The following is a 20,348-nucleotide window of genomic DNA, read 5'->3' as shown; positions in this document are numbered from 1 at the left end:
TTTACGTCAGCAAGGTATTCCTACATACTTCGTACCGCACTCTTGATACACGGCGCACCCTGCCGTGCAGTCGGCCAGCGCCGCTTTGTGCCGTGCAATGTCATCGGGCGGAACAAAGAGGGGAAGGGTGACGACATCCGTATAGGATGTCTCTCCCTTCTGCAGCTCTGCATCCCGCACATAGCGCTCGACTGCAGCGAGCAGCCCGTAGTCTATTGTGACGGACAGCATTGTGAGGCGGGTCATATGTACTTTCGGCGCTGCATCGAGCCCAAGACCTGCCGCGTGTGCATAGGCGCGGATGAGCCCGCCCGCGCCGAGCTTGATCCCGCCGAAGTAGCGGACGACGGCAACGGCGGCGTCCGTGATGCCGCGCCCTTTGATCGCATCGAGGATGGGGCTGCCGGCCGTGCCGCCCGGCTCGCCGTCGTCGCTCGAGCGCTGCCGATCAGCAGCTGCGCCAAACACCATGGCATAGGGGGTATGACGTGCGTCGTAGTGTTCCTTTTTCAGCGCAGCAAGCCATGTGCGTACCTGTTCCTCATCTGCGGCGTGGGTGACGTAGGCGAGAAAGCAGGAGCGCTGGATCTCATACGAAACAGGGGAGACACCGTTTTCCGGTATCTCCCCTGCAATGGTCGTATAGTCACGATCGCTGCTCATTTATTTTTGCGGTTGAAGTACTCGACGATGCCCGCATCGAGCAGAACATAGGTAGGCCCCGTGCTGGCAGTCAGCTCGCCCGGCTGGAAGATGGGGCAGACGAAGCCGCGTCCGCCGAGAAAGTAGTTCGTCGGGATCTGACGGACGGATTTCTCGGGCTGAATCGGCGTGTTGCGTCCGTACTCATTGTAGAGATGCCCGTTTACCGCCTCACCGTCGAGATCGGACGGTGTGAGGTGCACAAAGAAGGAGAGCGGCAGACGCTGTCCCGTCTTCTTGTAGTAAACAAAGCCATAGTCGTGACGTACAGGCTGGTTGGCATGCAGGTCATAGCGGAGGTCGGTAAAGGTCACCGAGATGAAGTTGGCATCATCGAGGTGCACGCGGTAGCCAAGTTCTCCACGGAAGAATGCTCCGCTCTGATACTGCGTACGGAAATTGGCCGCAAATGCCTGGATATCGGTATTGATGCGGTCGGCAACGGCACTGTCATCAAGCGTGACAACAGGGTAGGCAAGGGATAGGTTCTGCGTTGATTCCCGATGTTCACTGATGGCGGCGGATGAGGTTCCGGCGATGCCAACGATGAGCGCAAGGGCAATCAGAAAGGCTCTGAATTTCATAATAATAGCTCCTCCTTTATCCGTTAATCAGATGATAATAAAATTTTACGACTTTGTCAAATAAATGATAGTAATCTACATACTCTTGTAGTATGATGAAGATGTTTTATCGATGGAAAGAAAGGTCGTGTTACGAAGCCCATGGGCGAATCGACAATGAAACGGAAGCTGAAGCATCGGCATCTTCAGCTCATCTCTCTCGGCGGTGTGATCGGAAGCGGATATTTTTTGGGTACGGGTTACGTTCTCGAGCAGGCGGGGCCCGCAGCGGTGATTTCCTATCTGCTGGGCGGCATCATTGTGCTCGCCGTGATGCTTTGTCTTGCCGAGCTGGCAGTGGAACAGCCGCTCTCCGGTTCGTTCGTTGTCTATGCGCGTGAGAACATCTCGGCAACATGGGCGTGTGGTGTCGGCTGGTCCTACTGGATGACGTGGGTGTCCTACGTGCCGTCGGAGATGATCGCTGCCGGCATTATCATGAACACATTTCTGCCCGAGGTCGGGACGATCTGGTGGGCTGTGTTCTTTGGCCTCATGGTTACTCTTTTGAATCTGTTTCGTGTCGATAAATTCGGGGAAAGCGAGTTCTGGCTCGCCCTGGTCAAGATCATTGCCCTTGTGGCGTTCAGTGGGGTTGCCTTTCTTATCTGCCTTGGGCTCATTGGGAACGAGGGCTGTATTGGAACACGCATCCTCCTTGGCAGCGGCGGTTTTGCTCCGCATGGATGGGGGAGCATTGTGCTGACGATGGTCATTATCCTCGTGAACTTTCAGGGCACGGAGATCATCGGCCTTGCGGCAGGGGAGACCGCCGACCCTGCACGCAGCATCCCAACGGCGGTGCGCAATGTAACATGGCGTATCATTGCACTCTACATCATCCCCATTACGCTGCTTGTCTCGATTCTCCCGTGGGATCACGCGTCTCTCTCCAAGAGTGTTTTTGCGGCGGCGCTTGCCGAGCATGGATTCTCACATCTGGGGGCTCTGTTCTCGTTCGTCGTGCTGACGGCGGCGCTTTCCTGCTCCAACTCGGGGCTCTACGGTGCGGCACGCACGGTGCACGCACTCGCGACGATGGGGATGGCACCGCGTGCGCTCGGCGGGCTCAGCTGCAAGGGGATTCCCTCGCGTGCCATCTATGCCTCGATCGCCTTTTGCTGGGGCGTGATCGCGCTCTATGCTGTCCACCCTGATGCGGCACTCTACACGTATCTGCTTGCACTCTCAGGATTTTCGGGTGCAGTTGCGTGGATCTCGATCTGCTGGAGTCAATATCGGCGGCGGCGCAGACTCGAGGCGGCAGGCATGGTGTCACTTCTGCGCTATCGGATGCCGTTCTTTCCATATGTACCGCTTTTTGGTATTTGGGCGCAGGTACTCTGCCTCCTTTTTATGGTGTTTACACCGGAGCTTCGCTCTGCACTCTATCTGGGTGTTCCCATGCTTGTCGTTCCCATGCTTCTTTACCGATTCTTGCGGAGACGGGATTCCGTGTGATATACTTAATCGATAGGGTGCTTTTCATTCATAGGGAGGAATATAATGTTTGGACTTTTTGAAAAAAAGAAAGAAGCGGAGGTTTCCCTTGCTGACCGCATTGCAGCAAAACCAATTCCTGCAAGTGTCGTAAAGAAGGATGAGGCGGGAAAGGTACGGGTACCCTTTGCCGCTCTTGGCAGTGTCGGTGCAGGGGATATGAAGTCCGCCTATCTTTCGCGCAATGAGCTGACAGCAGAGCGCTTGCGCGAACTCTACGATGTGCCGGGCGGACCTGCCATCGTGCTCGGCTTTGTCTCGTCCGATCTCCCTATGGCGGAGATTGCACGGACGGTACAGACGGCATCGCCTCCCAATGCGCAGATCCTGCTCGTCTCCTCGTGCGGGGAGCTGACGCATACGCCGGGGACGCGCTCCTACTATATGGACGCGAAGGACGGCCGTGCGATGGTACTCCTGCAGGTCTACAGCAAGCGCATGATTGCACAGACCCACATGATGACGATTCCTCTGCATAACGAGGACATTCGGCGCGGCACGGCGGAGCTGACCCCTGCTGAGCGCGTAGAGAAGATTGCCGCCGATGTGCGTGCTGAACGCGTCCCGTTCCCTGTGCGCTTTGACAATACCTTTGCCTTTGTCTATGTGGACGGTGTGACGGCATGTGAGTCGTTCGTGCTGAAGGCGCTCTATGACAGTGAGTTCCTGCCATGCCCTTACATTGGTGGGAGCGCGAGCGGTGCGCTCGACTTCTCCCACACCTATATCTACAATGGCAGGCAGGTGCTCGAGAACCATGCCGTGGTTCTTGTCGTGAAGCTCGCCGACGACTATCGTTACTCTGTCTTTAAGACGCAGGCGGCGGCGGAGACGGGGGAGAAATGGACGGTCATCGGGTCGGATACGACGTTCCGCACGGTGGACACCGTTGCCGATGAACAGGGGCATCCTGTGCCCTTTGCTGACGTGCTGATGGAGCATCTTCATGTCTCCGACGTGAATGCACTCACCGATGCACTTGCGGGTTACACCTTTGCCTCGCGCGTCGGCAAGCAGCATTTCATTCGTTCACTGCAGAAGTTTGATGCGGCGAAAAAGCGGTTCCATTTTTACTGTGATATTACGGCGGGGGAGGAGATCTACCTCATGCGGCGGGAGAACTTCATCCCAAAGCTGAAAGAGGAATATGCGGCGTTTGCAAAAGGGAAGCCGACGCCGATCGGCGCAGTGCTGAACGACTGTATTCTGCGCCGCCTGACCTTTGCGGGGGAACTCGCCGGCGCGGATCTCTTTGATGGGATGCCAATTGCAGGGTTCTCGGCATTTGGGGAAATTGCGGGGCTGCACGTCAATGAGACACTGACGGCAATTTTCTTCTATCAACTCTCAGGCGGGACGTTCAATGACGGATACATGGACCGATTCCCGTCGAAGTATGCGCTGTATCAGAAATCATATCTCGAACATGAGATCAATCGTCGCACGATCATTGCCAACTTGCGTGAGGGTATCATTCAGGAGTTCGATGGCTATCGCAGGCAGATGGCGGGACTCTCAGATGTCATGGAACATGTGACGAAAAGTGTTGAGAGCGTTTCCGGGCTCGTCAATCAGATGAGTGACGGCATCGGCGATCAGGGTGACATGACGAAGGAACTGCTCGCACGAAATGCTTCGATTACACCGAAACTGGAGCATCTGACTGAGAGCACGAAGAAGATTGAGCAGGTCATGCACATGATTACGGAGATCTCTGCGCAAATCAATCTGCTCGCGCTTAACGCTGCGATCGAGGCAGCGCGCGCGGGTGAGATGGGGCGCGGGTTCGCCGTTGTCGCAGGGGAGGTGCGTAAGCTCTCTGAGAATACACGGGAGCGGCTTGAGGCGTCTGATGAGGCGATCCGTGAGCTTCTGCATGATGTGAATGAGATCGATCAGATGCTCGCGCAGAATCAGGAGTTTGATACGAAAGTAGAGGACTTTGAGCAGGGGTTTGACGGGCACGTCACGGATATGAAGAGCAGTCTCGCGAGCGGTGTCGGCGCGATCCGAGAGTCAAGCGACTCTTTGGAACAGGCGGCGGCGCTTGGAACGTCGCTGGCGAAACGCCTTGAGGAACTTGATGCAGTGATTCGCTCCATTCGATAAATGATGGGATTTTGGCTGCTGGGCGAAGTGGAATGCTTCACACGGCGGCTTTTTCGTATTATTTGTCGCAGGCTCAGGCATTGACGCTTTCCGCCTGCATGAAGTATAATGAAATGAAATCTATGGATATTGGTATTTTGGGAGGAGTACGAGCAGAGTGGAGAGATATTGCCCGCAGGAGATTGAAGCAAAGTGGCAGAAAATCTGGGAGACGGAGCACAGCTGCCACACGGAGATGGATGCGGCGAAACCGAAGTATTATGCGCTCGAGATGTTTCCGTATCCGTCAGGAAAACTCCACATGGGGCATGTCCGCAACTACTCGATTGGCGATGTGATTGCGCGATTCCGTACGATGGAAGGGTATAACGTCCTGCATCCGATGGGATTTGACTCCTTCGGCATGCCCGCAGAAAATGCGGCGATCAAGAATAAGGTGCATCCGGCGGAGTGGACGTACGCAAACATTGCGAACATGGAGAAGCAGCAGCGTGCGCTGGGGCTTGCCTACGACTGGGACCGTGAGGTCATCACCTGCCGGGAGGATTATTACCGTTGGACGCAGTGGCTCTTTGAGCTGTTTTATAAAAAGGGGCTTGCCTACAAGAAAAAGGCATCCGTGAACTGGTGCGATACCTGCGGTACGGTGCTCGCAAACGAGCAGGTTGAGGACGGAAAGTGCTGGCGCTGCAAGTCAGAAGTGCATAAGAAGGATCTCGCACAGTGGTTCTTCAAGATCACCGACTATGCCGATGAACTCCTCGCCGATCTCGACAAACTCCCGGGCTGGCCCGAGCGCGTCAAAACGATGCAGGCAAACTGGATTGGACGCAGCGAGGGCCTCGAGTTCCGTCTGCCCGCGCCCGCTCTGGATGCAGAGATTCCCGTCTACACGACGCGTCCGGACACCGTGTTCGGTATGACCTTTGTTGCACTCGCCCCCGAGCATCCCCTTGTCGAAAAGATCTGCGCCGTCAGCAACAAGGCGGAGGAGATCCGTGCGTTCTGCGCACGCGTCAAAAAGCAGTCCGATATTGAGCGTTCTTCGAGCGAGTCGGAAAAAGAGGGCATTTTCACAGGGATTACCTGCACCAATCCGTTCAACGGAGAGCAGGTCGAGATCTGGGTCACGAACTACGTTCTCTTTGAGTACGGCACGGGCGCGGTCATGGCCGTGCCGTCCGAGGATCAGCGCGACTGGATGTTTGCGGAGAAATACGGCATCCGCAAGATCCTCACGATCCGCCCGAAGGACGGAGAGCTGCATCTCGAGGATATGACGGCGGCATACACCGAAAAGGAAGGCATCCTCATCAACTCCGGCAAGTTCACGGGGATGGAGATGCACGCGGCGATGCAGGCGATCATGGACGAGGCGGAGGCGCAGGGCTGCGGCAAACGTCGTGTCAACTACCGCCTGCGCGACTGGCTCATCTCGCGTCAGCGCTACTGGGGTGCCCCGATCCCCATCATCAACTGCCCCCAATGCGGTGAGGTGCTCGTTCCCGAGGAAGAGCTGCCCGTGCGTCTCCCAGAGGATGTCTCGTTCGAGCAGGGGACGGTCTCGCCGCTCTCGTCGAGCGAACACTTCCTCCGCTGCAAATGTCCCAAGTGCGGCGGCGATGCAACGCGCGAGACGGATACGATGGACACATTTATCTGCTCTTCGTGGTACTACTACCGCTATGCGGATCCGAAGAACACAGAGCGTCCCTTTGACCGCGACAAGGTGAACTACTGGGCACCGGTCGATCAGTACATCGGCGGCATCGAGCACGCAATCCTGCATCTTCTCTATGCGCGCTTCTTCACGAAGGTGCTGCGCGATGCAGGGATGCTCGACTTCGACGAGCCGTTCACGAACCTCCTCACGCAGGGCATGGTCATCAAGGACGGCGCGAAGATGTCGAAGTCACTCGGCAACGTCGTCTCGCCCGAGGAGATCATCGACCGCTACGGTGCGGATACGGCACGGCTTTTCATCCTCTTTGCCGCGCCCGTTGACCGTGATCTCGACTGGAGCGATCAGGGCGTCGAGGGAGCATACCGCTTCCTTGGCCGCGTATGGCGTATCCTGGGACAGTTTGCAGAGACAATCAAGGGAGCGCCTGCATCCTGCGATGCGGCATCGCTCAGCACAGAGGAGGCGGAGCTGCGCCGCGTGCTCCACGCGACCATCAAGAAGGTCACGGAGGATGTGCGCGACCGCTTCATGTTCAATACGGCGATCTCCTCCATCATGGAGCTGGTCAATGCGCTTTACGCATTCCAGGATAAGAAACTTACGCCGGGGCTTGCGCGCGAGACAGCAAGTGCACTTCTGCGGATGCTTGCACCATTTGCCCCACATATTACTGCAGAACTGTGGGCAAAGATCTTCGGCGGGAATATCCACGGCGAGTCGTGGCCGCACTATGACGCAGCGGCACTCGTGCAGGATGAAGTCGAGATTGTTCTGCAGATCAACGGGAAGGTGCGTGATCGCGTGAAGGTTGCTGCTGATCTTGACCTTTTGTCGACGGAGAAGCTCGTGACAGAGCTGCCGCGTGCCAAAGAACTCACGGCAGGCAAGACCGTGGTCAAGGTTGTCTGCGTGCCTGGGAAGCTGGTCAATATCGTTGTGAAATAAGAGCCGCTTGAAGATAGACGGTCAAGAGAAGAATGGGAGAGTGTATACATTATGCTGAAAGCGTTTGCTGTACGAAGTCTGCTGCCGGAAATGCTGATCGGCCGTACGGTTTATGATGGCGACAGTGAGAATGTACTCGTCGAGGGTGGGACGGTACTGGACAAAGAGATCATCAAGCTGCTCAAGGAGAAGGGCGTTGCTTCTGTCTACGTCGATGAGGACAGTATCCTTGCCGCCGTCCAGAAGGAAAAAGCGGTCAAGCGTGAGAGGGCAAAGGCGGATGAGCTGCCTGCGCCGGAACGTGATGCCAAGCTGGACCGCCAGTACGAAGAGGACTACCGCTATGTTTACAGTGAGATGGAGAAACTGTTTAAAGGAGCAGCGGAGACAGGCAAACTCAATATGGACATCCTGCAGAGCGTGATGTCGAGCGGGCGCCTGCGTGACCTCTACAAGGAGGGCGCGACGGCAGTTTCCATGATCTACAGCATGGATCAGGAGGGGGACTACAACCTGCATCACTGTGTTCATCTTGCCATCCTCGGCGGACTTATGGCAAGGTGGATGGGCCTCACGGGCATTGATCGCCAGAACATGGTGCTGGCAGGGCTTTTCCTTGATATCGGGAAGCAGATGATTCCGAAGGATCTGCTTGAGAAGAAGGGGCTTCTGACGGAAGAGGAATTCGATATTTTGAAGAATCACGTCGTTGACAGTTTCAAGATCGTCGAAAAAAGTGAACTTGCAGGCCGCACCGACCTTATGAACGGCATCATCCAGCATCATGAGCGTGACGATGGATCGGGCTATCCTTCGGGGCTGAAGGGGGATACGATCACGATCTTCGGCAAGGTGCTTGCCATCCTCGACTGCTACGATGCGATGGCATCCAGCCGCAGCTACGCGGAGAAGCGTTCTCCGTTCGAGGTGTTCAAGGTGCTCTATGCCGATGTACTGGACGGAAAACTTGACTCGGAGTATGCTGTGCTCTTCATGCGCAAGATGAACGCCGCACTCAACGGCTGCTGGCTCCGTCTCTCAGACGGGACGGCAGGACGTATCGTCTATATTGACGAGTCACGTGTTACGGCGATGCCTGTTGTTCAGCTCGCGGACGGCGGTTTTATTGACCTCAACACCGTCAAGGATATTACCGTCGTCGAGATCATGACGGCAAGCGAAGTCAGCAAACTGTAAATTGTACACGGCTTCCTGCAGCAGCCTCGAAGGCAGATACCTGTGCCATCTCCTTCATGGTGACAACGGAACGATGTTCCCGCGTGAAAATCGTGCGAAGGCAATCACTGATATATAGCATGAACACTAAATATATAAGGACTTTCAGAGCTCTTCTGCGCTGAAAGTCCTTTGTGTTTTACGATGGATAGTGATTCTTTTGGAAGGGCAGATCGATGCCGATGGACGAAATGCATTTTATCCGCAATTCCCCAACCGTTCATGTTGTATGAGTTTTGATATCCAAAAGATTTTCTTCTATCGTTTCAATTGTAGAATTTTTTCGCAGCGTTGGGTTTATTGAGTAAATTGTATGCAAAAAGCTTTCAGCGGTGTTTATTAACTCGTTAGAAAACTCCTCAAAGGAAACTTTTTCTTTTTTCCACTCACCATATTCTCTTTCGGATGGAAGAATATCCTCGAAAGAAAGATATGGTCCCTCTGTGCAATTTTCAACTCTTATTATACTGAGTTCAATATAATTTTCTTTATAGATAAACTCGATCCAAGTCTTATATGTCTCAAGATCATTTAATAAGGCATATTCATGTTTCTTGATCTCCTTTACGATTGCTGTCAGTTGTTCAAACCACCATGAAAGGTATACATAAAGTGTCGTGCATTTTCTTATTCTTTCTTCTTCACTATAGTCTCCATACCCTTTTTCATTTACAACGATTTCAAACAGCCCACAGATATAGCAATCAGATGGTGTAAAAGTCTTTATCTCATCTTCCGTATCCATTATTGCATAATTTATTTTGAACATATAAGCTTCTCCTCTATCATATTCAAAGCAATTTCTTTCTTTTATGTCTATTGCATTTCGGTTAAGGGGGAGCTATGAGTTTGTTTTCTCAAGAGTTATTTTACTCTCCCACGGAGATAATTCTCCTCACTTGCCGTTATATCCTTCTTACTTTTGAGTTCTTTTGCATCTATATGCTTTTGAACAAAAGCTGCGGTAGGGGACATCCTTTTATAAAATATGACAGGAAAAATTTTTGCACCCCTTGACGGATACGATATAATGAAGAAATAGCTTTTCGTGAAGGAGGGGAACGCATGGCGATGGTGCCAAAACTTAATACAACGCAGTTCGAGGGGGAGATCCCGTTCAAGGTTGTTGCGCCGTTTGAACCGATGGGCGATCAGCCGCAGGCGATTGCCGATCTTGCCGGCGGCATCGAGAACGGTATGACGGCACAGGTGCTGCTCGGAGCCACGGGCACGGGCAAGACCTACACGATGGCAAAGGTCATCGAGCGCGTTCAGCGTCCGACCCTCGTCATCGCACACAACAAGACTCTCGCCGCACAGCTCGCGAGTGAGTTCAAGTCATTTTTTCCCGACAACTACGTCGGTTACTTTGTCAGCTACTACGACTTCTACCAGCCTGAGGCGTACATCGCCCAGACGGATACCTATATTGAAAAGGATGCATCGATCAACGATGAGATCGATGAGCTGCGCCACTCCGCGACCTGTTCGCTCTTTGAGCGGCGCGACGTCATCATCGTGGCGAGCGTCTCGTGCATTTACGGACTCGGCTCGCCGGAGAGTTATCACGAGATGGTTCTCTCCGTGCACAAGGGGCAGACAATCACGCGCGAGGAGATCCTGCAGAAGCTCATCTCCATCCGTTACGAGCGCAACGATATCGCGTTTGAGCGCGGACGTTTCCGTGTGCGCGGCGACGTGATTGAGATCTTTCCCGCAGGGTACAACAACCGCGGCGTGCGCATTGAGATGTTCGGCGACGAGGTGGAGCGCATCATCGAGTTCGACGTGACGACGGGCGAGGTTTACGGCGAGCGGCTTCACTCCATGGTGTTTCCGGCGTCCCACTACGTCACGGACGATGAGGATATGAAGATCGCCATGGCTGACATTCGCACGGAGCTTGAGGAGCGGCTCGCCGTACTGAAAGGTGAGGGCAAACTCCTTGAGGCACAGCGGCTGGAGCAGCGCACGAACTATGACCTCGAAATGATGCAGGAGATGGGCTACTGCTCCGGCATCGAGAACTACTCGCGTCACCTCACGCACCGTGCGCCGGGCGCGACACCGTACACTCTCCTCGACTACTTCCCTGAGGACTTCCTCATCATGATCGACGAGTCGCATGTGACACTGCCGCAGATTCACGCCATGTACGGCGGCGACCGCAGCCGCAAGGTCTCGCTCGTGGACAACGGCTTTCGCCTGCCGTCCGCGTTCGACAACCGTCCGCTGACGTTCGAGGAGTTCGCGGCGCGCATCAATCAGATCGTCTACGTCTCCGCGACGCCCGGAAAATACGAGATGCAGCAGGCACAGCAGGTCGCCCAGCAGATCATTCGCCCGACAGGGCTCCTCGATCCCGAGGTCGAGGTGCGTCCGCTCGCAGGGCAGATCGACGACCTCATGGGCGAGATCCGCCTGCGCATCGGGCGCAATGAACGCGTCCTCGTCACGACGCTCACCAAGCGCATGGCAGAGAACCTCACTGAGTATCTGCGTGAGGCGGGCGTTAAGGTGCGCTACCTCCACTCGGACATCGCAACCATCGAGCGCGCGGAGATCATTCACGATCTGCGCGCGGGCGAGTTCGACGTGCTCGTCGGCATCAATCTCCTGCGCGAGGGGCTCGATATGCCGGAGGTCTCGCTCATCGCCATCCTCGACGCGGACAAGGAGGGCTTTCTGCGCTCTGACACCGCGCTCATCCAGACCATCGGACGTGCCGCCCGCAACGCCGGCGGGCACGTCATCATGTACGGCGATGTCATCACGGGCTCGATGCAGCGCGCCATCGACGAGACGGAGCGCCGCCGTGCGATACAGCAGGAGTACAACGAGGAGCACGGCATCGTGCCAAAGACCATCGTCAAGCCCATCGTCCCGCTCATCGAGATGACGCTTGTCGCGGCTGAGGATAAGAGCCCGTACGGGAAGAAGGACGGCAAGGCAAAGAAAAAACTCGGCAAGAAGGAGCGCGAGAACCTCGTCAAGAGTCTTCTGCGCGAGATGCGGCAGGCGTCGCGTGCACTGGAGTTCGAGCGTGCGGCAGAGCTGCGCGACATGATCGTCGAACTCGAGGGTGAACTGCCGAAGAAGAAAAAATAAGGACATACAGATAATGAATGAATACATCAAGATCGAGGGCGCGCGTGCCCATAATCTAAAGAATATCAACGTGCAGATACCGCGCGATAAATTAGTTGTGGTGACGGGGCTCTCCGGCTCGGGGAAGTCCTCGCTCGCATTTGATACGATCTATGCCGAGGGGCAGCGCCGCTATGTGGAGTCGCTGTCCGCCTACGCACGGCAGTTCCTTGGGCAGATGGACAAGCCCGATGTGGACAACATCGAGGGACTGTCGCCCGCTATCTCGATTGACCAGAAGACGACGAGCCACAATCCGCGCTCGACGGTCGGGACGGTGACGGAGATCTACGACTATCTGCGCCTGCTCTATGCGCGCGCGGGACGCCCGCACTGCCCGAACTGCGGCAAGCCGATCACGCAGCAGAGCGTCGATCAGATGGTGGATCGGATCATGCAGCTGCCCGCAGGAGCAAAGCTCCTCATCATGGCGCAGCTCGTGCGCGGCAAGAAGGGCGAGCACAAGAAGGTGCTCGAACAGATTCGCCGCGAGGGCTATGTGCGCGTGCGCATCGACGGAGAGCTGCATGATCTCGGCGAGGAGATCGCGCTCGAAAAGCAGAAGAAGCACACGATTGAGATCGTCGTAGATCGCCTCGTCGTGCGCGAGGGCATGGAGAGCCGTCTGGCAGACTCCCTGGAGACGGCGCTCCACGCAGGTGAGGGCGTGGTCTACGTACAGGTGGTGGACGGCGATCTCCTCATGTTCAGTGAGAACTTCGCCTGTGTGGACTGCGGCATCTCACTGCCCGAGATCGCACCGCGCATGTTTTCATTTAACAGCCCATTCGGCGCGTGCCCCGTCTGTACGGGGCTCGGCAGTCACAAGGAGTTTGACCCTGCGCTCGTCGTTCCCGACCCGACGCTCAGCGTGGCAGACGGTGTCTTTGCACCGCTCTCGAAAAATCCGAATTCCTATGGGATGCGGGCGATCACAGCACTCCTGGCGGCGCACGACTATGACGCGCATACGCAGTGGAACCGCATGGACAAGAAGACGCAGAAGATGCTGCTCTATGGGTCGGATGAGTATGTTTCCTTCCAGTACACGAATATGTTCGGCGAGGAGAAGGAATACCATGTCCCGTACGAGGGCGTTTTGCCCGCACTCACGCGCCGCTATCGCGAGACGGACTCGGAGGAGATGCGTGAGAGCTACGAGGACTATATGACAGATACGCCGTGCTCGGCGTGCCACGGGGCGCGGCTAAAGCCTGAGGCGCTCGCCGTGATGGTCGGCGGGAAGAATATCGCCGCACTCACGGCACTTACGATTCGTGAGGCAGATGCGTTTCTAACGGAGGCAGAGCAGGATTTTACGCCGCGTGAGGCAAAAATAGCCGGAGAGATTTTGAAGGAAATTCATGCACGCCTCCATTTTCTCCTCGATGTGGGACTCGACTATCTGACGCTCTCGCGTGCGGCATCGACGCTGTCGGGCGGAGAGGCACAGCGCATCCGCCTCGCGACGCAGATCGGCTCGGGGCTGATGGGGGTGCTCTACATCCTTGATGAGCCGAGCATCGGGCTGCATCAGCGTGACAACAACCGCTTGCTCGCGACCCTTCGGCATCTGCGTGACCTCGGCAATACGCTCATTGTTGTGGAGCATGACGAAGATACGATGTACGCCGCCGATCATATCATCGATATTGGCCCCGGCGCAGGAGAGCATGGCGGCGAGGTGGTTGCAGAGGGAACGGCGGCAGAGATCATGAAGAATCCTGCATCCATCACGGGGCAGTATCTCTCACGCAAAAAGTTCATCCCCGTGCCCGCAGAGCGGCGCAGGGGAAACGGCTATTTTCTGGAGATCGTGGGTGCGGCGGAGAACAATCTGAAGAATGTCAATGTGAAATTTCCGCTTGGCACGCTAACGCTTGTGACGGGCGTGTCCGGCTCGGGCAAGTCGACGCTCGTCAACGAGATCCTCTATCGCGGTGTCGCCTCGCGGCTCTACCGCGCGAAGGGAAAGCCCGGCAAGCACAAGAAGATCAAGGGGCTTGAGCATATCGACAAGGTCATCAACATCGATCAGCAGCCGATCGGACGCACGCCGCGCTCGAATCCCGCGACCTACACGGGGGTGTTCGATGCGATCCGCGAGCTGTTCAGTCAGGTGAGCGAGTCGCGTATGCGCGGCTATAAGGCGGGGCGGTTCAGCTTTAACGTGAAGGGCGGACGCTGTGAGGCGTGCCGGGGCGACGGCATCCTGAAGATCGAGATGCAGTTTCTTCCCGATGTCTACGTTCCCTGTGAGGTCTGCAAGGGGGCGCGCTACAACCGCGAGACGCTCGAGGTGCACTACAAGGGCAAGACCATCGCCGAGGTGCTCGACATGACGATTGACGAGGCGGTGGAGTTCTTTGCGAATGTACCGCGCATCGCGCGCAAGCTCGAGATCATCCGCGACGTGGGGCTCGGCTACATCCGCCTTGGACAGCCTGCGACGACGCTCTCGGGCGGTGAGGCGCAGCGCGTCAAGCTTGCGACGGAGCTGGCGCGGCGCAGCACGGGAAAGACACTCTATATCCTCGACGAGCCGACGACGGGGCTGCATGCGGCGGACATCCACAAGCTGCTCCTCATCCTGCAGCGGCTCGTAGACGGCGGCGATACGGTGGTCGTCATCGAGCACAATCTCGACGTCATCAAGACGGCGGATCACATCATCGACCTCGGTCCCGAGGGCGGCACGGGCGGCGGCACGATTGTCGCCCAGGGAACGCCCGAGGAGCTCGTGCAGGTGAAGGCATCCTATACGGGGCGCTTCCTGAAGCCCCTGCTGGAAGAGAAACATTGATGTCTCGAATGAATGTGATGCAAAGCCCCAAAGCGAACCCTAGTGGAGCAAGTGAGGAAAGCATGCGACTCGCCCCCGGCGTACTTCTTTCGTTCAAGCGAAGCGCGTTTAAGAAGTGCGCCGGTATTTAGGCGAATGAGCACGCGATCACTTGCGTAACTAAGTGTTCGCGAGGCGCTTGCATGAAAGAGAAATAACTGAAATAAAGAAGGTAATGTAGAAATGCTGATTTTAGGGCAGATGATCGTATTCTTTCTGATGATTTTTGCAGGGGCGCTTGCCCGCCGATACAAGATCATCATTCCGAACAATCAGGAGCAGTTTTCCTCCCTGATTGTCAATATCGCGTGCCCCTGCCTCATCATCTCCTCAGCGATGCACGCACAGGAGCACATGGATCTGGCGCAGGTTATTGACACCTATCTCGACTACGCCATTCTCCTCGTGATGATGTGCGCCGTCGGTTTCCTGCTGCCGATTCTCCTGCGCTATCGCGGACGTCTGCGCGGTGCGGTGAACCTCTCGTTTTGGTTCAACAACTCACTCTTCATGGGGCTGCCGCTTGTGCAGGGGGTGTACGGCGATCAGGCGGTCGTCTATATGACGCTGTTCTTCATTCCCGTCAATCTGCTCTTTTTCATCTACGGCGTTTCCTCCATCAGCATTCATAAACAGCGCGGTCTTGAGATGGTGCGCATGCTGCTGAATCCCGGCATCATCGCCTCGCTGATCGCCTGCGTGATCTACTTCGGTGAGATTCCGACAAATCCGCTCCTCCTGCAGGCGTTTACGATGATCGGTGCGATGACGGCGCCGCTCGCGATGATGATGATCGGCGCATCGCTGAAGGATATCCACATGCGCCACATGCTGACCGACCACAAGCTGCTCGTCTACACCTTTCTCAAGGCTGTGGTGCTGCCCATCCCCATTCTCTTTGCGATGAAGTTCTTCGTCACGAATCCCTACATCCTCGGCTGCAGCCTCGTCATCGTCGCCGCGCCGACGGGCGGTATGGTGGCGATGGTCGCCCTGCTCTACAACAAGGTCGCCTATCCGCTTATGACGGAGATCATCGCGCTCTCGACGGTCATCTCCGTGGCGACGATACCGTTCGTGTCGATGATTACGGGAATTTGACAGGGAGGTACATTTGCCCATCTTTGTTCTGATCTTAGTGTCTGCCATAGCCCTAATCGCAGGGCTGTCTGTATTTTTCCTGCGGTACCTGACGGAGGGACGGCGGCTGCGCGCGGCGCGTGCGGCGATCGTCCTCTTTGATGTCCTCGGCGTCGGCGCGATGCTCTTTCTTTTTGCTTCGCATCGGACGGAGGGCTGGGCGGGGATGCTCGCCCTGCCGATCTTCCTGGGCTACGTTGCGCAGATCATCGCACTGCTTCTGACGATGCTCGCCGTCCTCGTGCGTGCGGCAGTCCGCAGGATGCGCGGCGTCCCGTACAGTCCCGCACGGCGGCGCGTGCTGCAATGTGCCGCACTCTATCCGACGGCGGGAGCACTGCTCGGCAGCTACGGGGCATTCATCGAGCGGACGTCAGCCGTGCGCCATGACTATCGCATCCCCGTGAGGAATCTCCCGTCTGAGGCGGAGGGGCTGGTGATTGCGCAGATCAGCGACGTGCATCTCGGTGCATTTTTCTCTGTGGAGGAATTCGATGCGCTTCTCACCGAAACAGCGGCAGGGGGGGCTGATCTGCTCGCCGTGACGGGCGACCTCTTTGATGCGGAGCATCTGAACGAGGCGGCGGCTGCAGTGCTTGAAGCCCACGCAGAGGATTTTCCGCGCGGGATCTGGTACTGCATCGGCAATCACGAGTACTTTCGGCGCAATGCGCTCCCCATTGTCACGCAGATGGCACGCAGGGGGCGCGTTCATGTTCTCCTCAACGCAGCGGAGTGCGTTCCGGGCTGCGGCGCGCTCTACCTTGCGGGCACAGATTATCCCTTTGCACGCGGGGATGCATTCTACACGGAAAAGGCAGAGTTCTTTGCGGCAGCGATGGAGGATGTTCCTGTGCATGCGGTGACGGTGCTCCTCGCGCATCATCCCGAGTTCATCGATGATGCGGCGGCAGACGGGCGTGTCCCTCTGACGCTGACGGGACATACGCACGGCAGTCAGTTCGGCATTCTCGGACAGCCCATTTTCCCCGTCTTTAAGTATACGCGCGGGATGGTGCGCATCGGGGAGAATTATGGCTATGTGCACACGGGCAACGGCAGCTGGTTCCCCCTGCGGATCGGCTGTCCGCCCGAGACGGCGTATTTTAGATTGGAGCAAGCGACGTATGAGCTGGATTGAGGACTACAATGCCCTGCGTGAGGATATTCATACGGGGTACATCTACGAGGCGATTGAGGCGATTCTCTATATGCGTGCGCACGAGGAGATCCCCGCAGACGAGCAGTGGCGTTTCTCTGAGATGATGGGAATGTGCTGCTGTGCGCTTGCCGATACGGAGGGGGCGATTGCTGCATACTTTGAGGCGGCGACCGAAGACGAGAGCCTGCGCCTTCAGCGGGAGCATTTCTCCCGTTACCTCTATTTCTGCCATGCAGCGGCGCAGCTGACACCGAAGGAGCTGCAGCCGCAGTTCGCGATGTGTGCGTCGCTCTATCAGCGCGAGGAGCCGCTGCCGCCGCGTGCTTCCGTCCATCACGCGCGGCTGCGTATCGGCTTCCTTGCGCCGCAGTTTGACCATACGGCGTTCTATAGCGCACTGGCCGTGCATCTGACGGAGCAATACGATGTCTATGCCTATGCGCTCACCGACCGCACGAATGCACCTGCGTCGTGGGCAGCAGCGGGTGTTCATACTGCTGTGTTCGCGCAGGGGACGCCGCAGGAGCAGGCGGAGCGCATCTGTGCAGATGAGATCGACATCCTGATTGACCTCGGCGGACATCGGGACGGCGGTGCGACGCTCCCCGTGCTCGCGCTGCGCCCTGCGCCCGTACAGCTGGCGGGATTGGATGCAGTCTCTACAACAGGGATGCCCTTTGTCGATGCGTTCCTGACGGATGCGCTGCTCTCTCCTGCGGGGACGGAGGAGTTCTACAGCGAGGAGCTGCTGCACCTGCCGCATGCGTTGTGCTATGCGGCGGATGATGCCCTGCGCTGTGCGCCTCTTGCGGAGCGTGCGGCAGATGCACCGCTGACCTTCGGTGTGACGCAGGACTTCATGTGCATCAACGAGGAGGTACTGAAGGTATGGGGACGCATCCTGAAAAAACTCCCTAAGGCGCAGCTCATCCTGCAGGATACGGAGGACAGCCCTCTGCGCGTGACAACGATTGTCGAGATGCTGGACGGGCTGAAGCTGCCCATGAAGCGCATCTTTGTGAAGCCGGGCGGTGCGGGAGCTTTGGACTATGACTCTGTCGATGTCGTCCTTGATACCTTCCCCTTTTCCGGGGCGGCGGAGGCGGCGGAGGCGCTCCTCCACGGCGTTCCCGTTGTGACCCTGTGCGGGGAGACGCACACGGCGCGGCGCAGTGCGTCCGTGCTCGCGGCGGCGGGGCAGACGCAGTGGATCGCATCCGATGCTCGTGCCTATGAGCGCATTTCCTGTGCGCTCGCGGAGGATGTAGCCGCTCTGCGCACACGCCGCGAAGCACTGCGTGACGCAGTGCTCGCATCTCATCTGACGGGTCTGGCGGCGTATACGGCATCCGTCGCGGAGGCATTGGACAGCTATTGGGATGCGCATGGAGCAAAGGTAAACCAATAGACAATATTTAGTTGACGTAATAAAATTCCTGCTCTATAATAGACCTCATACGTACGATCTATGATAAGGCAGGGATTTTTTTATGCAGAAACGCCGTATTGCTGAACTGACGCAGAAGATTATCGCGGGCTACCGCGTCCGCCGTGAGGATGACCGCTCGATATTCATGGATGCTCCGCTGGAGGAGCTGCAGGAGGGCGCACATCGCCTGCAGCAGCAGTTCTGCGGAAACCATATCGATCTGTGTACGATCATCAACGGCCGCAGCGGCCGCTGCGGGGAGAACTGCAAGTACTGCGCACAGGCGGCGTGTCACAAGACGGGCGTGGAGACGTATCCGTTCCTACCGCAGGAGGAGATCATCGCTCATGCGAAGGCGAATCAGGATGCGGGGGCGAACCGCTTCTCCATTGTTACTTCGGGCGGGGCTCTCTCAGGTGAGGAGTTCGAGCGGGCACTCGATGCCTATCGTGCGATGCGGAAGTCGCTGACGATTGATCTCTGTGCGTCGCATGGCCTCCTCACGCGCAGTCAGCTGCGCCGCCTGCGCGAGGCGGGGGTGACGAGCTATCATCACAACATCGAGACATCGGAGCGGTATTTCCCGCAGATCTGCACGACGCATACGTACGCCGACCGCATCCGCACGATCAAGGCGGCACAGGCAGAGGGGATGTGTGTCTGCTCGGGCGGCATCATCGGCATGGGCGAGACGTGGGCGGATCGCTTTGATATGGCGTTCGCCCTGCAGGAGCTCGGCATCGAGTCCATTCCCATCAACTCGCTGATGGCGATTCCGGGGACGGCACTGGAGCATCTCGCTCCGCTCTCGGGTGAGGACATCCTGCGTACAGTGGCGATCTTCCGCTTTATCAATCCGACGGCGAACATCCGCCTCGGCGCAGGGCGCAAGCTGCTCCCGGAGAACGGCGCGACGGCGTTCCTCTCCGGAGCGTCTGCCTCCATCACGGGCAATATGCTCACGACCTCGGGTACGACGATCGCTCAGGATATGGAACTGCTGAAGGAGCTCGGCCTGACGAACCGCGACGAGGACTGCAGTGTGCACACGGGCTCGTGCGCGGCACGATGATTCATCAAAAACAAGGACCGCCAACGAAGCTGAAATGTTTCGTTGGCGGTCCTTTTGGTTATAGATAACTCTCAAATTTTTCCATATCCGTGATGCAGATCTTTCGTCCTGCCGCCGTGATGATGCCATCGCGCTGCATTGCACTCAGCTCACGTGAGAGGGAGGGGCGGCTGACGGCGAGATCGGCAGCGATGAACTCACGGCTGACGGAGAGTGCTGCACATCCGCTCTCGTCGATGTGGGGCAGGAGATAGCGGACGATCTTTTCGCGCAGCGTACCGCTTGCGAGCACTTTGAGCTTTGTGTGCATCGCATACGCCTTGCCCGCGAAGATGCGCATGAGGTTACGCTGAACGAGAAGGGCAGAGCGGTGCGGTGTCTTGCCGATGTCCAGCGTAAAGAGTCTGCTCGATACCTCGAGCAGGGTTGTCCGTCTTGTCGTAGAGACGTACATATCGTAGGGGCGCTGCAGCACCTCGTAGACCTCACCGAACATATCGCCCGGGTGATTGATCTCTGTGATGAAAATTTGACGCCCTGAGCGCGTGTCCTTGAGAATGTGAACCTCGCCTGCAATCAGAATGTAGAGCGAACGAGGCATATCACCGTCATGGAAGATGATGGTGTCCTTCGGATAGGTATGCAGACGCACATCGCTTGAGGCAAGCAGCTCTTCCACGTCATCCTCGTTCATGTCACGAGCGAGAGAGGAAGCGGCGAGAATGCGTGCAGCAGTTTCCTTGTCGTTCGTTGACAT

Annotated in this window: 14 protein-coding genes; 10 read left to right on the top strand and 4 right to left on the bottom strand. The window is 56.9% G+C overall.

The features are described from left to right. Nucleotides 1-6: 6 nt before the first annotated feature. Both HMPREF0908_RS02850 and HMPREF0908_RS02845 read right to left on the bottom strand, forming a co-directional pair. A complete protein-coding gene (locus HMPREF0908_RS02850) occupies nt 7-663 on the bottom strand; it encodes an IMPACT family protein (RefSeq protein WP_006689928.1) in 657 nt (218 codons plus the stop codon). Continuing rightward, a complete protein-coding gene (locus HMPREF0908_RS02845) occupies nt 660-1,286 on the bottom strand; it encodes a polysaccharide deacetylase family protein (RefSeq protein ID WP_006689927.1) in 627 nt (208 codons plus the stop codon). The genes HMPREF0908_RS02850 and HMPREF0908_RS02845 overlap by 4 nt, the downstream gene beginning before the upstream one ends. A 141-nt stretch (nt 1,287-1,427) precedes the next feature. Between HMPREF0908_RS02845 and HMPREF0908_RS02840 the strand changes: the two genes are divergently transcribed. The 4 genes from HMPREF0908_RS02840 to HMPREF0908_RS02825 all read left to right on the top strand — a co-directional run bounded on the left by HMPREF0908_RS02840 (nt 1,428) and on the right by HMPREF0908_RS02825 (nt 8,760). Then, on the top strand, nt 1,428-2,786 hold the full coding sequence (locus tag HMPREF0908_RS02840; RefSeq protein ID WP_006689926.1) for an amino acid permease: 1,359 nt from the start codon (nt 1,428-1,430) through the stop codon (nt 2,784-2,786). Nucleotides 2,787-2,831: 45 nt separating this feature from the next. Then, a complete protein-coding gene (locus tag HMPREF0908_RS02835; RefSeq protein ID WP_006689925.1) occupies nt 2,832-4,934 on the top strand; it encodes a methyl-accepting chemotaxis protein in 2,103 nt (700 codons plus the stop codon). A gap of 157 nt (nt 4,935-5,091) precedes the next feature. Continuing rightward, nucleotides 5,092-7,563, top strand: coding sequence for a leucine--tRNA ligase (leuS, locus tag HMPREF0908_RS02830; protein WP_006689924.1), 2,472 nt, complete (start codon nt 5,092-5,094; stop codon nt 7,561-7,563). Nucleotides 7,564-7,614: 51 nt separating this feature from the next. Continuing rightward, nucleotides 7,615-8,760 carry an HD-GYP domain-containing protein gene (locus tag HMPREF0908_RS02825; protein WP_006689923.1) on the top strand — a complete coding sequence of 382 codons (1,146 nt, stop codon included), beginning with the start codon at nt 7,615-7,617 and terminating at the stop codon, nt 8,758-8,760. 259 nt (nt 8,761-9,019) lie between these two features. Here the strand turns inward: HMPREF0908_RS02825 and HMPREF0908_RS02820 are convergent, their stop codons facing one another. Further along, on the bottom strand, nt 9,020-9,568 hold the full coding sequence (locus HMPREF0908_RS02820; RefSeq protein ID WP_006689921.1) for a hypothetical protein: 549 nt from the start codon (nt 9,566-9,568) through the stop codon (nt 9,020-9,022). A gap of 296 nt (nt 9,569-9,864) precedes the next feature. Here HMPREF0908_RS02820 and uvrB point away from each other — a divergent pair, with 296 nt between their 5' ends. From uvrB to bioB, 6 genes are all read left to right on the top strand, one after another. After that, nucleotides 9,865-11,907 carry an excinuclease ABC subunit UvrB gene (gene uvrB, locus HMPREF0908_RS02815; RefSeq protein WP_006689920.1) on the top strand — a complete coding sequence of 681 codons (2,043 nt, stop codon included), beginning with the start codon at nt 9,865-9,867 and terminating at the stop codon, nt 11,905-11,907. A 13-nt stretch (nt 11,908-11,920) separates the two neighbouring features. Continuing rightward, nucleotides 11,921-14,749: an excinuclease ABC subunit UvrA gene (gene uvrA / locus HMPREF0908_RS02810; RefSeq protein ID WP_006689919.1), complete on the top strand. Its 2,829-nt coding sequence runs from the start codon at nt 11,921-11,923 to the stop codon at nt 14,747-14,749. Nucleotides 14,750-14,971: 222 nt separating this feature from the next. Further along, a complete protein-coding gene (locus HMPREF0908_RS02805) occupies nt 14,972-15,889 on the top strand; it encodes an AEC family transporter (protein WP_006689918.1) in 918 nt (305 codons plus the stop codon). Nucleotides 15,890-15,902: 13 nt separating this feature from the next. Next, nucleotides 15,903-17,069, top strand: a complete 1,167-nt coding sequence (locus tag HMPREF0908_RS02800; RefSeq protein WP_006689917.1) for a metallophosphoesterase — start codon at nt 15,903-15,905, stop codon at nt 17,067-17,069. Continuing rightward, complete coding sequence (locus HMPREF0908_RS02795; protein ID WP_006689916.1) at nt 17,056-18,498, top strand: O-linked N-acetylglucosamine transferase family protein; 1,443 nt, start codon at nt 17,056-17,058, stop codon at nt 18,496-18,498. Before HMPREF0908_RS02800 ends, HMPREF0908_RS02795 begins: the two co-directional genes overlap by 14 nt. Nucleotides 18,499-18,580: 82 nt before the next feature. Continuing rightward, on the top strand, nt 18,581-19,591 hold the full coding sequence (gene bioB / locus HMPREF0908_RS02790; protein ID WP_006689915.1) for a biotin synthase BioB: 1,011 nt from the start codon (nt 18,581-18,583) through the stop codon (nt 19,589-19,591). A gap of 58 nt (nt 19,592-19,649) precedes the next feature. Here bioB and HMPREF0908_RS02785 read toward each other — a convergent pair whose 3' ends face one another. Further along, complete coding sequence (locus HMPREF0908_RS02785) at nt 19,650-20,348, bottom strand: Crp/Fnr family transcriptional regulator (protein WP_006689914.1); 699 nt, start codon at nt 20,346-20,348, stop codon at nt 19,650-19,652.

The organism is Centipeda flueggei ATCC 43531 (assembly GCF_000160695.1).
Taxonomy (GTDB): domain Bacteria; phylum Bacillota; class Negativicutes; order Selenomonadales; family Selenomonadaceae; genus Centipeda; species Centipeda flueggei.
The sequence above is the reverse complement of the archived record's forward strand: the minus strand, read 5'-3'. Positions and strand labels throughout refer to the sequence as shown.

Bases quoted from the DNA above. Each gene is read 5' to 3' on its own strand.
- HMPREF0908_RS02850 (WP_006689928.1), bottom strand. From the start codon at position 663: ATGAGCAGCGATCGTGACTATACGACCATTGCAGGGGAGATACCGGAA.
- HMPREF0908_RS02845 (WP_006689927.1), bottom strand. From the start codon at position 1,286: ATGAAATTCAGAGCCTTTCTGATTGCCCTTGCGCTCATCGTTGGCATC.
- HMPREF0908_RS02840 (WP_006689926.1), top strand. From the start codon at position 1,428: ATGGGCGAATCGACAATGAAACGGAAGCTGAAGCATCGGCATCTTCAG.
- HMPREF0908_RS02835 (WP_006689925.1), top strand. From the start codon at position 2,832: ATGTTTGGACTTTTTGAAAAAAAGAAAGAAGCGGAGGTTTCCCTTGCT.
- HMPREF0908_RS02825 (WP_006689923.1), top strand. From the start codon at position 7,615: ATGCTGAAAGCGTTTGCTGTACGAAGTCTGCTGCCGGAAATGCTGATC.
- HMPREF0908_RS02820 (WP_006689921.1), bottom strand. From the start codon at position 9,568: ATGTTCAAAATAAATTATGCAATAATGGATACGGAAGATGAGATAAAG.
- uvrB (WP_006689920.1), top strand. From the start codon at position 9,865: ATGGCGATGGTGCCAAAACTTAATACAACGCAGTTCGAGGGGGAGATC.
- uvrA (WP_006689919.1), top strand. From the start codon at position 11,921: ATGAATGAATACATCAAGATCGAGGGCGCGCGTGCCCATAATCTAAAG.
- HMPREF0908_RS02805 (WP_006689918.1), top strand. From the start codon at position 14,972: ATGCTGATTTTAGGGCAGATGATCGTATTCTTTCTGATGATTTTTGCA.
- HMPREF0908_RS02795 (WP_006689916.1), top strand. From the start codon at position 17,056: ATGAGCTGGATTGAGGACTACAATGCCCTGCGTGAGGATATTCATACG.
- bioB (WP_006689915.1), top strand. From the start codon at position 18,581: ATGCAGAAACGCCGTATTGCTGAACTGACGCAGAAGATTATCGCGGGC.
- HMPREF0908_RS02785 (WP_006689914.1), bottom strand. From the start codon at position 20,348: ATGTCAACGAACGACAAGGAAACTGCTGCACGCATTCTCGCCGCTTCC.